The organism is Pseudomonas fluorescens, assembly GCF_001307155.1.
In the GTDB taxonomy this organism is placed as follows: domain Bacteria; phylum Pseudomonadota; class Gammaproteobacteria; order Pseudomonadales; family Pseudomonadaceae; genus Aquipseudomonas; species Aquipseudomonas helvetica.
Genome location: NZ_CP012830.1, coordinates 763,562 through 777,947 on the forward strand (window position 1 = coordinate 763,562; position 14,386 = coordinate 777,947).

The 14,386-nt window shown below is 57.3% G+C and carries 16 protein-coding genes; 3 read left to right on the forward strand and 13 right to left on the reverse strand.

Going from position 1 to position 14,386, the window contains the following annotated elements:
• Positions 1-18: 18 nt before the first annotated feature.
• The 9 genes from tolQ to AO353_RS03610 form a co-directional block, all read right to left on the reverse strand.
• Positions 19-714 (reverse strand): protein TolQ, encoded by a 696-nt coding sequence (tolQ, locus tag AO353_RS03570; protein ID WP_019693256.1) that lies wholly within the window; start codon positions 712-714, stop codon positions 19-21.
• Positions 704-1,171 carry a tol-pal system-associated acyl-CoA thioesterase gene (ybgC, locus tag AO353_RS03575; RefSeq protein WP_019693257.1) on the reverse strand — a complete coding sequence of 156 codons (468 nt, stop codon included), beginning with the start codon at positions 1,169-1,171 and terminating at the stop codon, positions 704-706. The genes tolQ and ybgC overlap by 11 nt, the downstream gene beginning before the upstream one ends.
• Positions 1,172-1,310: 139 nt before the next feature.
• The gene (gene ruvB, locus AO353_RS03580) at positions 1,311-2,372 is read right to left on the reverse strand and encodes a Holliday junction branch migration DNA helicase RuvB (RefSeq protein WP_054593713.1); all 1,062 of its coding nucleotides are present in this window, start codon (positions 2,370-2,372) and stop codon (positions 1,311-1,313) included.
• On the reverse strand, positions 2,373-2,981 hold the full coding sequence (gene ruvA, locus AO353_RS03585; protein ID WP_054593714.1) for a Holliday junction branch migration protein RuvA: 609 nt from the start codon (positions 2,979-2,981) through the stop codon (positions 2,373-2,375).
• Positions 2,982-3,099: 118 nt separating this feature from the next.
• Complete coding sequence (gene ruvC, locus AO353_RS03590) at positions 3,100-3,624, reverse strand: crossover junction endodeoxyribonuclease RuvC (protein WP_019693260.1); 525 nt, start codon at positions 3,622-3,624, stop codon at positions 3,100-3,102.
• A gap of 203 nt (positions 3,625-3,827) precedes the next feature.
• Positions 3,828-4,574 carry a YebC/PmpR family DNA-binding transcriptional regulator gene (locus AO353_RS03595; RefSeq protein WP_054593715.1) on the reverse strand — a complete coding sequence of 249 codons (747 nt, stop codon included), beginning with the start codon at positions 4,572-4,574 and terminating at the stop codon, positions 3,828-3,830.
• Positions 4,575-4,703: 129 nt separating this feature from the next.
• Positions 4,704-6,479 (reverse strand): aspartate--tRNA ligase, encoded by a 1,776-nt coding sequence (gene aspS, locus AO353_RS03600; protein ID WP_054593716.1) that lies wholly within the window; start codon positions 6,477-6,479, stop codon positions 4,704-4,706.
• A 108-nt stretch (positions 6,480-6,587) separates the two neighbouring features.
• The gene (locus AO353_RS03605) at positions 6,588-6,809 is read right to left on the reverse strand and encodes an FmdB family zinc ribbon protein (protein ID WP_010457489.1); all 222 of its coding nucleotides are present in this window, start codon (positions 6,807-6,809) and stop codon (positions 6,588-6,590) included.
• Between the two features lie 167 nt (positions 6,810-6,976).
• On the reverse strand, positions 6,977-7,324 hold the full coding sequence (locus AO353_RS03610) for a ribbon-helix-helix domain-containing protein (protein ID WP_173859946.1): 348 nt from the start codon (positions 7,322-7,324) through the stop codon (positions 6,977-6,979).
• 654 nt (positions 7,325-7,978) lie between these two features.
• Between AO353_RS03610 and AO353_RS31920 the strand changes: the two genes are divergently transcribed.
• Entirely contained in the window at positions 7,979-8,581 is a 603-nt protein-coding gene (locus AO353_RS31920; RefSeq protein ID WP_054593717.1) for a cold-shock protein, read from the forward strand.
• 92 nt (positions 8,582-8,673) lie between these two features.
• Here AO353_RS31920 and AO353_RS03620 read toward each other — a convergent pair whose 3' ends face one another.
• Together AO353_RS03620 and AO353_RS03625 are read right to left on the reverse strand one after the other, a co-directional pair.
• Positions 8,674-8,880: a SlyX family protein gene (locus AO353_RS03620; RefSeq protein WP_019693266.1), complete on the reverse strand. Its 207-nt coding sequence runs from the start codon at positions 8,878-8,880 to the stop codon at positions 8,674-8,676.
• A 3-nt stretch (positions 8,881-8,883) separates the two neighbouring features.
• Positions 8,884-9,309, reverse strand: a complete 426-nt coding sequence (locus AO353_RS03625; RefSeq protein ID WP_054598166.1) for an HIT family protein — start codon at positions 9,307-9,309, stop codon at positions 8,884-8,886.
• Between the two features lie 925 nt (positions 9,310-10,234).
• On the opposite strand from AO353_RS03625, the gene AO353_RS03630 reads away from it, so the two are divergent.
• Positions 10,235-11,593: an OprD family porin gene (locus AO353_RS03630; RefSeq protein ID WP_054593718.1), complete on the forward strand. Its 1,359-nt coding sequence runs from the start codon at positions 10,235-10,237 to the stop codon at positions 11,591-11,593.
• Positions 11,594-11,838: 245 nt separating this feature from the next.
• Here AO353_RS03630 and AO353_RS03635 read toward each other — a convergent pair whose 3' ends face one another.
• The gene (locus tag AO353_RS03635; protein WP_054593719.1) at positions 11,839-12,675 is read right to left on the reverse strand and encodes a mechanosensitive ion channel family protein; all 837 of its coding nucleotides are present in this window, start codon (positions 12,673-12,675) and stop codon (positions 11,839-11,841) included.
• Positions 12,676-12,814: 139 nt separating this feature from the next.
• Complete coding sequence (locus AO353_RS03640) at positions 12,815-13,300, reverse strand: YajQ family cyclic di-GMP-binding protein (RefSeq protein ID WP_019693270.1); 486 nt, start codon at positions 13,298-13,300, stop codon at positions 12,815-12,817.
• Positions 13,301-13,443: 143 nt separating this feature from the next.
• On the opposite strand from AO353_RS03640, the gene AO353_RS03645 reads away from it, so the two are divergent.
• Positions 13,444-14,361 carry a putative 2-dehydropantoate 2-reductase gene (locus AO353_RS03645; RefSeq protein WP_054593720.1) on the forward strand — a complete coding sequence of 306 codons (918 nt, stop codon included), beginning with the start codon at positions 13,444-13,446 and terminating at the stop codon, positions 14,359-14,361.
• Positions 14,362-14,386: the final 25 nt, after the last annotated feature.

The window sequence follows — 14,386 nt, forward strand, 5'->3', positions numbered from 1 at the left end:
CCATTGGGAATTACCTGCTTATTCTTCGCTGGTGTGCACTTTGCGGTGCAGGATCGCCTGGAACTCGTCGGCGAAGGTGTAGTAACGGCTAAGCAAGGTTTCGCTGCGGGCAGAGAAACGGTTGTAAGCGATAACGGCCGGGATCGCCGCGAACAGGCCGATGGCCGTTGCAACCAGTGCCTCGGCAATACCTGGAGCCACGGTGGCCAGGGTTGCTTGCTGGGCAGTTGCCAGTCCACGGAAGGAGTTCATGATGCCCCATACTGTACCGAACAGGCCGATGTACGGGCTGACGGAACCGACGGTCGCAAGGAACGGCAGGCTCTGCTCGAGCTTTTCTTCTTCGCGGGAAATGGCCACGCGCATGGCGCGCGCCACACCTTCCATGACCGCTTCCGGATCAACGCCTGGCTGCTGACGCAGACGGGAGAACTCCTTGAAACCTGCACGGAAGATCTGCTCTACGCCGGAATCCGGGTCAGGGTTGCTGCCGGCCTGACGGTAGAGTTTGGACAGGTCGATGCCGGACCAGAAGCGCTCCTCAAAGCTCTCCAGGGCACGTCGACCGGCGCGCAGCAAATTGCTGCGCTGAAAGATCATGATCCACGAGGTCACCGATGCGGCTACCAGGATCAGCATTACCAACTGCACCACAACGCTGGCATTGCTGACCAGGCTCCACATGGAGGAATGGTCGACGACGTTAGCTTCCACGCTTTATCTCCTGCTCTGAGTGTGTACCCGCGCCGCTCACGTCGGCAAAGGCCGCACGTAGAGCTTCGGGAATGGCCCGGGGTTTCAAACTATGGGTGCGCACACAGGCCACCAAAAACTGCCCTTCGCAGAGCAGTGCATTATCCGCGGCTCGCCTGACCTGCTGTTTAAAGCGCAGGCTGACGCGGTTCAATTCGATTACTTCTGCACTTACCAGAAGCTCGTCGTCCAGTCGCGCCGGCGCGTGATAGCGCGCTTCGCTGGAATGCACGACAAACAACAGGTCCTCACCAGCAAGCTGCGATTGGGCAAAGCCCAGCTCCCGTAGCCGCTCGGTTCGAGCCCGCTCCATAAACTTAAGGTAATTAACGTAATACACGATGCCGCCGGCATCGGTGTCCTCGTAATAAACGCGACAACGATGTGCGAACGACTCAAGCCCGTTTTGCGCGCGCATACTCTAGTGGTTACTCCTCAGGTTGCCAATCCGGCCAGGCAACTGTTTTTTCATTCTCGAACGACTTTCGTGCGAAAGATCGGCAATCGCAGCCCCCTAGGACCGCACAAAGCCGAAATAAATCGGCACGCAGAGGTCGTCATTCGTCTACTGCATCAAGAAACTCGTCTGGCACGGGCATTTCACCTAACCGTGACGGGATATTCAAACCGAAATGCAAGTACGCATGCCGGGTTACGACCCGACCACGCGGGGTCCGCATGATATAGCCCTGCTGAATCAGATAGGGTTCCAGCACATCCTCGATGGTGTGCCGCTCTTCGCTGATCGCCGCCGCGAGACTGTCCACCCCGACCGGGCCGCCATCGAACTTCTCGATCATGGTCAGCAGCAGACGCCGGTCCTGGTGATCGAAGCCACGCTCATCGACGTCCAGCAGGTTCAGCGCCAGATCGGCAATCGGTTTAGTGATATGCCCCTTCGCCCGGACTTCGGCAAAATCGCGCACCCGGCGCAACAAGCGGTTGGCGATACGCGGCGTACCACGGGCCCGACGGGCGATTTCAAAGGCGCCCTCCGGGTCCAGCGGCAAGCCGAGGATGTTCGCCGAACGGCTGACGATGGTCGCCAGATCCGCCGTGCTATAGAACTCCAGGCGCTGAACGATGCCGAAGCGGTCACGCAACGGGTTGGTCAGCATCCCGGCACGGGTGGTGGCGCCGACCAGGGTGAACGGTGGCAGGTCGAGCTTGATCGAACGCGCCGCCGGCCCTTCACCGATCATGATGTCGAGCTGGAAGTCTTCCATGGCCGGGTACAGCACTTCTTCGACAATCGGCGACAGCCGATGGATCTCGTCAATGAACAGCACATCATGCGGTTCGAGGTTGGTCAGCAACGCCGCGAGGTCACCCGGACGCTCGAGGACCGGCCCCGAGGTGCTTTTGATCGACACGCCCATTTCCTGGGCAATGATGTTGGCCAAGGTGGTTTTACCCAGCCCCGGCGGACCGAAGATCAACGTGTGATCGAGGGATTCGTTGCGCCCACGGGCAGCCTGGATGAACAACTCCATCTGCTCGCGAACGGTCGGCTGGCCGATGTATTCGGCCAGGCTGACGGGACGAATCGCCCGGTCCTGGACTTCTTCGCGGTCACGGGGGCCACCCGTGGCGGCGATCAGACGATCAGCTTCAATCACTTAAATCATTCCCTTCAGGGCGCGACGAATCAGGTCTTCACTGCTCAAGCCTTTCTCCTTGATGGCAGAAATCGCCTTGCTGGCCTCCTGCGGCTTGTAGCCCAGGGAAATCAACGCACTCACCGCGTCATTTTCGGCGGTGGCCACGGGTATTGGCGCATCCGGCTGATTCGGCACCAGGGCGAACATGCTTGGCACGGTCTCCCAGGCCTTGAAACGATCCTTGAGTTCCACCAGCAAACGCTCGGCGGTCTTCTTGCCGACGCCCGGCACCTTGGTCAACGCCGATGTGTCCTGTGCCTGCACGCAGCGCACCAGCTCATCGACTTCAAGGCTCGACATCAAGGCCAGCGCCAACTTGGGGCCCACGCCATTGAGGCGGATCAGTTCACGGAAAAAATCGCGCTCACGCTTGCCAATGAAGCCGTAGAGCAGTTGGGCGTCTTCACGCACAACCAAATGGGTGTGCAAGGTGATCGGCTCTCCGACCGACGGCAGTCGATAAAGCGTGGTCATCGGCACTTCCAGCTCATAGCCCAGACCATTTACATCCAGAATCAGGTGCGGCGGCTGCTTCTCAGCCAAGGTGCCGCGCAAACGTCCAATCACGTTTCAAATCCTTAAGCGTTGGCCAGATCTGGCTGACGAGTACCAAAGTGAGCGTGGCGGCCGGCAAAACAGGCGCAAAACGCTCAACGGATAAAATGAGTGGGCTGATGCTATCAGATCAGAGGCGAAGGCGACCGCCACGACTGCGAGCCGTCCCCAGACCATGGGGTAACAGGCTGGAACGGGTGTGAGCATGACAAATGGCGATTGCCAGGGCATCCGAGGCATCGATTTGCGGTTTGCTGGTCAGTTTCAGCATGTGCATGACCATCATCTGCACCTGCTCTTTATTCGCCGCGCCCGTCCCGGTCACCGCCTGCTTGACCTGGGTTGCGGTGTATTCGGCAATTTCCAGGTTTTCTTCGGCGCCGGCAACGATGGCCGCGCCACGAGCCTGGCCCAGCTTCAGGGCCGAGTCGGCGTTACGGGCCATAAAGACCTTTTCGATCCCCATGGTGACCGGGCCGTAGGTCTGGATGACTTCACGCACACCGCGATAAACAATTTGCAGCCGTTCATGCAACTCGCCGCTGCCGGTACGAATGCAACCCGAGGCGACATACACGCAGCCACGGCCGGTATCACGTACAACGCCGTAACCGGTAATGCGCGAACCGGGGTCGATACCAAGAATTAAAGTCATAACGCCTGCGGGTTTAGAGAGTGAGGCCAGCACAGAGCAGGCTGTGCCGAGTGCACATTTTGCGGCCCTGCCGAAAACCCTGTGGGAGCCGGGCTTGCCCGCGATAGCGGTAGAACATTCAACATCAATGTCGAGCCTGCCGACGTCATCGCGGGCATCGGAACGCCGCCCGGCCCGCTCCCACACCAGATCTGCGTCGCCCATCAGCCCAGCTGCGCGGCCACCGACTCTGGAATATCCGCATTGGAATAAACGTTCTGCACGTCATCCAGGTCTTCGAGCATGTCGATCAGCTTGAGGATCTTCTCGGCGCCTTCCAGGTCCAGCTCGGCACTGGTGGTCGGCAGCATGACGATTTCCGCGTCATGACCTTTGAAGCCAGCAGCTTCCAGAGCATTACGAACCGAGTAGAAGCCGGCGAACGAAGTGAACACATCAATCGAGCCGTCTTCGTGGGTGACCACGTCATCGGCGTCAGCTTCCATGGCCGCTTCCATCAGCGCGTCTTCGTCGACGCCCGGTGCGAAGGAAATCTGCCCCTTGCGCTCGAACAGGTAGGCCACCGAGCCGTCGGTCCCCAGGTTGCCGCCACACTTGCTGAAAGCGTGACGAACAGCCGCTGCGGTGCGGTTGCGGTTGTCAGTCATGCACTCGACCATTACCGCTACGCCGCCCGGACCGTAACCTTCGTAGCTCAGCTCGACCATGTCGTCGGTGTCGGCAGCGCCAGCACCACGAGCCACCGCGCGATCGATGATGTCACGGCTCATGTTCGCGCCAAGGGCTTTATCCAGCGCCAGACGCAAACGCGGGTTGGAGCCCGGATCACCGCCGCCCTGACGGGCCGCGACAGTCAGTTCACGAATCCACTTGGTGAAAATCTTGCCCTTCTTGGCATCCTGACGTTCTTTGCGGTGCTTGATGTTCGCCCACTTGGAATGACCCGCCATAACTCGCTCCGAATTCTCTTTAAAACAATTCTCTATAAAACAATGCCCGCACGCCCATGAAGGCGAGCGGGCAACACAATCTGGATCTGACACCCTGGCGCATCGCTTGATGTGCCAGGGTGCTCGGTCTTACTCAGCCTTAGGCTGTTCGCGCAGGCGAATGTGCAGCTCGCGCAGCGCCTTGGCGTCGACCAGGCCAGGAGCCTGAGTCATGACGCAGGCAGCGCTCTGGGTTTTCGGGAAGGCAATCACTTCACGGATCGACTGGGCGCCGGTCATCAGCATCACCAGACGGTCGAGACCGAAAGCCAGACCACCGTGCGGCGGCGCGCCGTATTTCAGGGCGTCGAGCAGGAAGCCGAATTTCTCTTCCTGTTCCGCTTCGCTGATACCCAGCAGACGGAAGACCGACTGCTGCATTTCCTTGCGGTGGATACGGATCGAACCGCCACCCAGCTCGGTGCCGTTCAATACCATGTCGTAGGCACGGGACAGAGCGGTCGCCGGGTTGGCTTCGAGCTCTTCTGGCGTGCACTTCGGTGCGGTGAACGGGTGGTGCAAGGCGGTGAAGCTGCCGTCGTCGTTCTCTTCGAACATCGGGAAGTCGACAACCCACATCGGTGCCCACTCGCAGGTCAGCAGGTTCAGGTCGTGACCGACCTTGATCCGCAGTGCGCCCAGCGCTTCGCTGACGATCTTGGCCTTGTCGGCACCGAAGAACACGATGTCGCCATCAACCGCGCCAACGCGATCAAGGATCACATTGAGGTTGGCTTCAGGGATATTTTTGACAATAGGCGATTGCAGCCCTTCAACGCCCTTCGCGCGCTCGTTGACCTTGATGTACGCCAGGCCCTTGGCACCGTAGATGCCGACGAACTTGGTGTAGTCGTCGATCTTGCTGCGCGGCATGCTCGCCCCGCCTGGAACGCGCAGAGCGGCGATACGGCTTTTCGGGTCGTTGGCCGGGCCACTGAAGACCTTGAAATCGACTTCCTTGAGCTGGTCGGCAACGTCAACCAGTTCCAGCGGGTTACGCAGGTCCGGCTTGTCGGAACCGTAACGACGCATGGCCTCGTCCCAGGTCATGTGCGGGAATTCACCGAATTCCAGACCCAGCACTTCCTTGAACAGGTTGCGGATCATGCCTTCGGTCAGGCCCATGATCTCGGCTTCGTTGAGGAAGCTGGTCTCGATGTCGATCTGGGTGAATTCCGGCTGACGGTCGGCACGCAGGTCTTCGTCGCGGAAGCATTTGGCGATCTGGTAGTAACGATCGAAGCCGGCAACCATCAGCAGTTGCTTGAACAGCTGCGGCGATTGCGGCAAGGCGAAGAAGCTGCCAGCGTGAGTACGGCTCGGCACCAGATAGTCACGCGCGCCCTCTGGGGTGGCACGAGTCAGGATCGGCGTCTCGACGTCGAGGAAGCCATTCTCGTCCAGGTAGCGACGGATGCTGGTGGTCATGCGCGAACGCAGACGCAGCTTCTCGAGCATTTCCGGACGACGCAGGTCGATAAAGCGATAACGCAGGCGGGTTTCTTCGCCAACGTCGGAGAATTCGTTGAGCGGGAACGGCGGGGTTTCCGCTTCGTTCAATACTTCCAGCTCGTAGCCCAGCACTTCGATCATGCCCGAAGCCATGTTGGCATTACCGGCACCGGCTGGACGCAGGCGCACCTTACCGGTGATCTTGACCACGTATTCGCTGCGCACACGGTCGGCGGCGGCGAAGGTTTCGGCGCGATCCGGATCGAACACCACCTGGGCCAGACCTTCACGATCACGGATATCGAGGAAGATCACCCCGCCGTGGTCACGACGACGGTGGACCCATCCGCAAAGGGTAACTTCCTGACCTTCCAGGCTTTCGTTCAGTTGGCCGCAATAATGGCTGCGCATCATGGTAGTGGTTTCACTTCTCGTAATTCGAAATTCGTTTGGAGGCCTTGCCGCACCACCGCACTTCAATAAGGTGCCTGATGATGCAAGAGCTCACGCGTGTCGTTCAACTTAGTCAGCTTTGTCGCCGCCGGCCAGATTCTTCTTCGAACCGGTTTTGAAATCGGTCTCGTACCAGCCGGTGCCGCTGAGGCGGAAGCCTGGCATGGACAGCATCTTTTTCAATTCGGGTGCCTGGCAGGCAGGGCAGTCGACCAACGGTGCTGCGCTGATCTTCTGAATGGCTTCCAACTGATGACCACAGGAAGCACATTGATAGTCGTACATCGGCATGGGGTTGTCTCGGCAATCAGATTATCACCGCGCAAACGTCGGGTTTCGCGGCAAAGGGCGGGATTATATCCATTAAATCGAGCCTGTGCAGCCGTAACGCTGCACAGGCACATGCGCATTCGGGTGACACCTGGCCACACGAGCCGTCCCCATCACCGAGCGGCACGTCATTCAACGCTACAGGCGTCCTCATTCAAACTGTGTACAACGCACACCACCCGGACCAACCCGCTGAAATTTTTCACCCCGCCATGACGCAGGTGAACCTCTCTATCAACGTAGGAAAGCAAAGCGCTCACCGAGCAACAGTTGATTTTCGCCATCCTGGCCAAAATGTCCCAATAGACCTGCTCAAGGCGCAAACAGGTGGCAAATCCATTCAAACGCACTGATCGGGACAATGGGCGCGCCAACCCCATGTCAAACTCCCGAACAAAAGGATCTCTCTTCCCCTCCTGCTTTCCATCTTGAAACCGAGCGACTTCGATTGTCCCTTGCCCTATTCCTCGACTCATACTGCTGACACTCCTTTGTCATACTTGCTTTCAACAAGAGCAACCCTCTGTTTCCTTATAGAAACGCAGGCGGATAGTTATATCCAGATGACTTTATGACCATCAACGTAGGACAAGCCAACAACCGTAGGGAGACCATTAACACGGTCCTACATCTGCCTATAAAGCGGAATTTCAGCGCGGGAAAAGTCAAAACCACCGAGCGAATAAAGCCGAAAAAGGCTCGGACATCGCCCTATCAGAGAAGCATCTCAGGCCACGGACAGGAGAAACACTGACGGCGCCGGGCACCCTCTGGCACTCGCGCACCTCTTTCCCCTCTATAGAAGAAAACACCCTGAATCCGCGAACTCAAAGCGTTTTCTCTGCCCGCAGCAGGCCAAAAAACCGATCGAGCTCTCTAGAACAAGCCTTCAGGCAACACCTGCGACCAGTACGCGCAAACCACCATCCGCCTCCGCCGCCGTGCCCCCTGCACTTGATTTGAGAAGGCCTGGGCTTTGCTGTTAAATAGAGGCGTGTCGCTGCCTCTATTTTCCTGGGTGCAGCGCATAGGCTGATACCGGGTACGTGTCCAGCGCCTCCCATTGTTCAGAAGCGAACCGTGCTCAATCAGCTCTTCCTTGTGATCCGTCTTAACGTGAGTCAATCAAAATGTTGAAAATCGTCCACCTGCTAACGGGCGCAGCGGCTTTGCTGCTGTCCTTCATCCCTAGCTTGCGAACCGAAGCCGCACCTTACCTGCAACAACCTGACGCGCTGTATCTGGCGTTCTTCGGCTTGCTCAACCTGACCCTCGCGCCGGTTATTCCTTACTGGAACAAAGGTCCACGTCACCAACTGCAAAATCTGGTCAGTGCCTTGCTGGTGCTTGCCGTTGTTGTGCAAACCCTGACCCTCCTCGCACCGATGCCGGTCATTGGTGGTCAGCCCGCAGTCCTGCTTAGCCTCATCGTCGCCCTGATCGCCGTACTTCTGCACCTGGCCATCAGCTTTTATAAATCCTCTCCTGCTGCCGCTACGCAAAATTACGACATGACCAATCGTGATACCGGCACCGTCAAATGGTTCAACACCTCCAAAGGCTTCGGCTTCATTTCTCGCGATTCCGGAGACGATATTTTTGTGCACTTCCGTGCAATCCGTGGTGAAGGTCACCGCGTCCTGGTCGAAGGCCAGCGCGTGGAGTTTTCTGTCATGAACCGTGACAAGGGCCTGCAAGCTGAAGACGTGATCGCCGCGTTGCCGCGTCGCTGATGTAAGTTCCACGCCCACACTAAAAAACCGCGATGCAGCCTGGCTGCATCGCGGTTTTTTATCGACTGCCGATGTGTCGCCCCGGCCGGCACTCAGTAATGCGGTGGTGGAGCCTCTTCTTCGAAGGACTCGAACTGCCCGGCCGCTTCTTCCTGGCGCTTGAGCAACGCTTCCATTTGCAACTGCAAGCGCTCGACCACCCGCTGCTGTGTCACCAGCACATCATTCATCGCTTCAATCGTGTCATCCTGAAACGCCAGACGACTTTCCAGTTCGGTAATGCGCTCTTCCAGGCTCATGGTTCAGCCCTCCAGAAACGTGAAGTCATCGGTCAAGACCAAACGCAGCCGTTCGCGAATTACTGCCACTTCTTCGGCACTGTAAGGCTTGGCCGGGTGTTTGCCCCAAACCGGGGCTGGCCAGGCGGCATCATTGCGCTTACGCACAATGACATGCATGTGTAGCTGACTGACAACATTCCCCAGGGTCGCGATATTCAACTTGTCGGCGTCGAACGAATCCTTGAGCGTTTCGGCCAACTCGGTTGTTTCCCGCCACAACTGCTGCTGGTCGGCGACATCCAGTTGAAACAACTCGCTGATATCCTCACGACGCGGCACCAGGATAAACCAGGGGTAATTCGAATCATTGGACAGCAACAACCGACTTAGTGGGAAATCCCCAATCGGCAGGGTGTCTTGTTCAAGTCGTGGATCTAAGGCGAACACCGCGCGCACTCCCGCACTTTGCATGAGACTCAGTTTAGCGCCCAGCCCGAAGGCTAATCGCCCGTATATAACAGCAGCATACCCGCGAACGCCGCACGGATCACTGCGAAAAAACAGGGTACACAGCCCCCGAGCCGGATGACCCGATACAAACGCTCAACGCACGAACGCCCCGGTACTGAACATTTTCATTCTCGATGCACCACCTCAGCACCAGACCTCGGCGCTTCGTCAAAAAATCAACGACCTATCAGTGGATGTAGATCTGCATTCGAGGTCTTCGCTGTACGAATTTCGTACAGTCTTGAAAATTTTTTGCACCAAATCTGCACACTGCGTCTACGCTGAAAACGTCGAGCATCCGCCGTCTACTCACCCGCGAGGGTGGAGCAGTAACATTTGTGTGCTAATACTCATGCTCTTTGATGGTGCAACACTAGAAGAACCGCGGCGTCAAGCTCAAACAGATCAGCCCTGAAAGCCCCGGTTTTATGCGGCTTTAGTCATTAAGGCAGGTTTTTTTGAAAAAACCGGCAACAAAAAGCCGATTTGTGCACGCTTGTTGCATTCATACACACATCGCCTGTAAGGCATCCGCTGGAAGTCGGAACCTAAAGGCTCATAACAATAGCGGCATGGCTGCCCAGGGAGCTTCAAGTGCAAGACAGGGATTTCTTTTTCTGATACTGAAGCCTTGGAAAACAACGCTGAAGTTGTCAGTCCGAAGGCAAAAAATTTGTGAAATTACGACCTCTACAGCGCATTTTGCGACAGGGCCGTAAAGAAGCTGAAAGGTTAGATACGCAAGTATCGCCAACATTGTCGGCGTGATATAAGTTTGCGCCGACACAAAAAGAAAGAGCCGCCCAGATAATAAATCAGGTGGGACGGCAGTACTCTTCTAAAACCAAAGGAGCAAATCACGATGCGCGTGATGAAGTGGAGCATGATCGCCCTGGCTGTTACTGCAGCTACCGGCGCCCAAGTCGCTATGGCCGACCCGTTTGTAACCGACCAGGCTGACGCAAAAGGTTTCGTTGAAGGCGCCTCCGCTGGCGTGGTACTGAAGAACTACTACTTCAACCGTAACAACAAAAATGGCGCTCAAGACCAGAAAGACTGGACTCAGGGCGTACTGGGCAAGTTCAACTCTGGCTATACCCAGGGTACGGTTGGTGTGGGCGTTGAAGCCTACGGCGATGCCGCCTTTAAACTGGACGGTACTGACGCGCAGTCGGGTACGGGCAACATGAGCCGCACCACCCTCCGCGACGCAAACGGCAACGTTATTGGCCACGACGTCAATAGCCAAATGGGTAAAGCGGGTGCAGCACTGAAGGTTCGCATCTCCAAAACCGAGCTGAAAGTGGGTGACTTCACACCTTCCACCGCCCCGGTATTCGCTGTTGGCGGCTCCCGCATGTTCCAACAAACCGCTAGCGGTTTCCAACTGCAGAGCAGCGAGATTAAAAACCTCGATCTCGAGGCCGGTCACTTCACCGGTGGTAGCAGCCAGGACCAAACCCGTCACAATGGCGAGCTTTGGACCCAGTACGCTGGCACCAAGGTCGAAGCTGCTGATTACTTGGGTGGTAAATACGGCATCAATGACAACCTGAGCGTTTCGCTCTACGGTGCCAAGTTCCAGGACACCTGGACCCAGTACTACGGCAACGCGAACTACACCATTCCGTTGGCGACTGACCAGTCCCTGAACTTCGACTTCAACCTGTATCAGACCAACGATACCGGTGCAGCGAAAGCAGGCAAAATCGACAACACCACCTACTCGCTGGCAGCGGCCTACTCCTTCCTGAAGGCGCACACCGTTACTCTGGCGTTCCAGCAAGTTCACGGTGATACACCATTCGACTACATCGGTGTAGGCGATAACAACCGCGGTGGCGACTCGATCTTCCTGGCCAACTCGATTCAGTACTCTGACTTCAACGGCCCTGAAGAAAAATCCATCCAGGTACGTTATGACCTGAAAATGGCTGAGTACGGCGTACCAGGCCTGAGCTTCATGGCTCGTTATGCTCACGGTCAAGGCATCGACGGCACCAAGATGGCTGCTGACAGCCCTTACCGCCTCTACGGCTACGGCGAAGACGGTCGTCACAACGAGACCAACCTGGAAGCCAAATACGTTGTCCAGAGTGGTCCTCTCAAAGACCTGTCCTTCCGTGCTCGCCAAGCTTGGCACAGAGGCAACAACGACCAGGCCGAAGGCAATATCGACGAGTTCCGCCTGATCACCGAGTACCCAATCAACATCCTGTAATCGCTACGACTACAGTTGTTCGGTTGATATAAAAAAGGCCCATCAGTGATGGGCCTTTTTTTTATGACTGCTTGATGACAACATGAAATTAGCTACCAATAAATAGCCTGCTAATAATAAGCCCGCACTCTATTCCGCTTTCAGAACAACAAAACAGCAGACTGTAAAAACACTCAAGGGGCTTATCGTCCCTTGAGTTCGCTACCGATACTTGACCAACAGGCCAAGTAATAATCCGCTACTTGTTACGCCGTTTCCTGAACCATACGAATCATTCGTTGCGGGTACGGGATATCAATACCTGCCGCCTTCAGACGATCACGGGCGTGTTCATTGAACATGAACATCACATCCCAGTAGTCCGCCGTTTTCACCCAGACGCGCAGGGAAACCGTAATCGAGCTATCGCCCAGGGTCGACACTACCGCTACCGGCGCAGGATCAGCCAACACGCGCTCATCCTTGGCCAACTCCAACAGCACCTCACGCGCCTTCTGCAAATCGGCGTCGTAATTCACAGCGATGTCAAACACCACTTTACGGGTCTGTTGACGGTTGTGGTTGGTGATGATGCCGTTCGACAGATTACCGTTAGGCACGATGACGGTTTTGTTGTCACCGGTGCGCAGCAGGGTATGGAAGATCTGAATGCTGTCGACGGTGCCGGTAATGCCCTGTGCTTCGATCACATCACCGATACGGAACGGACGGAACAACAGAATCAACACGCCGCCAGCGAAGTTCGCCAGACTGCCTTGCAACGCCAGACCGATCGCCAGACCGGCAGCACCAATGGCGGCCACGAACGAGGTGGTCTCAACACCGATCATCGACGCGACGCTGACCATCAGCAGCACTTTGAGGATGATGTTCGCCAGGCTGCTCATAAACCCCTGCAACGCCAGATCGGCGTTGCGCAGGGCCAGCAGCTTGCCAACCTTGTGGGTCAGCTTGTTGATCAGCCACCAGCCAATGGCCAGGGTAATGGCCGCCAGCAGCACACGGCTGCCGTATTCCATGATCATCGGGATCCAGGCCTGGGAAGCCTTGACCAGGTTGTCCACTTCAGCATTTATGTCCATCTATCTCTCCTGATTCCCGGCTACCCGGCACGTAAAAACTGCACGGCAGAAAGACCGAGCCAAGGATGATGGCTCAATCGTTTCTGCCGTTACATGGGCCTCGGACGTCATTAACGCCCGGAGGTTCCCTGAAGACTGATCAGTCGCGGAAGTTGTTGAACTGCAGCGGCATGCCAAATTCCTTGGCGCGCAGTGCCGCAATGGCTTCCTGCAGGTCATCACGCTTCTTGCCGGTGATCCGTACCTGCTCGCCCTGGATGGCGGCCTGGACCTTGAGCTTGGCGTCTTTGACGTGAGCAACGATCTTCTTCGCCAGCTCCTTGTCGATGCCTTCCTTGAGCACAGCATCCTGCTTCATCAGCTTGCCGGAAGCATAGGCGTCTTTTACCTCAAGGCACTGCACATCGATCTTGCGCTTGACCAGTGCCAGCTTGAGGATCTCGATCATCGCTTCCAGCTGGAAGTCGGCCTCGGCAGTCAGATTGACAGTCAGGTCCTTTTCCTTGAACTCGAAGCTGCCCTTGCCTTTCAAATCATAACGACGGTCGAGTTCCTTGACGGCGTTCTCGACCGCGTTGGTGAGTTCGTGTTTGTCCAGTTCGGATACCACGTCGAACGACGGCATGTAATCTCTCCAATAAAAAAGGGCGCGCTCAATAGCGATGGAACACGCCTGGCTTGCGGTTAAAATCCGCGCTGATTATAACGGGTCTTTACCTTCCTACGCTGCGAGCCTCACATGCGCCTGCCAATCCGAGCAAAAAACTGATGTCGACCACCTGGCACGTCCTTGGCGCCGGCAGCCTGGGCACCCTGTGGGCCACGCGCCTGGCACGGGCTGGCCTGCCGGTGAAACTGATTCTGCGCGACACGGCGCGCTTGCAGGCCTATCAGGCCGCTGGCGGGCTGACCTTGGTCGAACAGGGCGAAGCGCGGCAGTATGCGATCCCCGGCGAAACTGTCGACAGCGCGGGCCCGATAGACCGCTTGCTGGTGGCCTGCAAAGCCTACGACGCCGAAAGTGCAGTCGCGCAACTGGCAGCGCGTCTTGCACCCAACGCAGAGCTGATTCTGTTGCAGAACGGCCTCGGCAGTCAGGACGCCGTCGCCGCACGTGTCCCGCAGGCGCGCTGCATCTTTGCCTCAAGCACCGAAGGCGCGTTTCGCGATGACGACTGGCGCGTGGTGTTTGCCGGTCATGGGTACACCTGGCTCGGCGATGCCAGCCACCCTACCCCGCCGATCTGGCTGGATGACCTGAGCGCCGCCGGCATCCCGCACGAATGGAGCACAGACATCCTGACCCGCCTGTGGCGCAAACTCGCGCTCAATTGCGCAATCAACCCCCTGACCGTGCTGCATGACTGCCGTAACGGCGGTTTGCAACAGCATCATTGCGAGGTCGCCACTCTCTGTGCCGAGCTGAGCGAGCTGCTGGAGCGTTGCGGTCAACCTGCCGCCGCACACAACCTGCAGCAGGAAGTCGAGCGGGTGATTCAAGCGACTGCGGCCAACTACTCGTCGATGTACCAGGACGTTGCCAGTCAACGCCGAACCGAGATCAGCTATCTGCTGGGGCATGCCTGCACTGCTGCGTCGAGACACCAACTGGTGCTGCCGCACCTCAATCAATTGCAGCAGCGGCTGATTACGCACCTGCACGCACGCGGATTGCCCAGCGACTGAGCAACGGCTACGCTGCCTTCCTGTT

What these genes read in the sequence shown, in the direction of transcription:
- ruvC (WP_019693260.1), bottom strand. Translation starts at nt 3,624, where the DNA reads ATGACTTTAATTCTTGGTATCGACCCCGGTTCGCGCATTACCGGTTAC.
- AO353_RS03640 (WP_019693270.1), bottom strand. Translation starts at nt 13,300, where the DNA reads ATGCCGTCGTTCGACGTGGTATCCGAACTGGACAAACACGAACTCACC.
- AO353_RS03595 (WP_054593715.1), bottom strand. Translation starts at nt 4,574, where the DNA reads ATGGCGGGTCATTCCAAGTGGGCGAACATCAAGCACCGCAAAGAACGT.
- AO353_RS03610 (WP_173859946.1), bottom strand. Translation starts at nt 7,324, where the DNA reads ATGAGTCGAGGAATAGGGCAAGGGACAATCGAAGTCGCTCGGTTTCAA.
- AO353_RS03645 (WP_054593720.1), top strand. Translation starts at nt 13,444, where the DNA reads ATGTCGACCACCTGGCACGTCCTTGGCGCCGGCAGCCTGGGCACCCTG.
- AO353_RS03635 (WP_054593719.1), bottom strand. Translation starts at nt 12,675, where the DNA reads ATGGACATAAATGCTGAAGTGGACAACCTGGTCAAGGCTTCCCAGGCC.
- AO353_RS03605 (WP_010457489.1), bottom strand. Translation starts at nt 6,809, where the DNA reads ATGCCGATGTACGACTATCAATGTGCTTCCTGTGGTCATCAGTTGGAA.
- aspS (WP_054593716.1), bottom strand. Translation starts at nt 6,479, where the DNA reads ATGATGCGCAGCCATTATTGCGGCCAACTGAACGAAAGCCTGGAAGGT.
- AO353_RS03620 (WP_019693266.1), bottom strand. Translation starts at nt 8,880, where the DNA reads ATGAGCCTGGAAGAGCGCATTACCGAACTGGAAAGTCGTCTGGCGTTT.
- AO353_RS31920 (WP_054593717.1), top strand. Translation starts at nt 7,979, where the DNA reads ATGTTGAAAATCGTCCACCTGCTAACGGGCGCAGCGGCTTTGCTGCTG.
- ybgC (WP_019693257.1), bottom strand. Translation starts at nt 1,171, where the DNA reads ATGCGCGCGCAAAACGGGCTTGAGTCGTTCGCACATCGTTGTCGCGTT.
- AO353_RS03630 (WP_054593718.1), top strand. Translation starts at nt 10,235, where the DNA reads ATGCGCGTGATGAAGTGGAGCATGATCGCCCTGGCTGTTACTGCAGCT.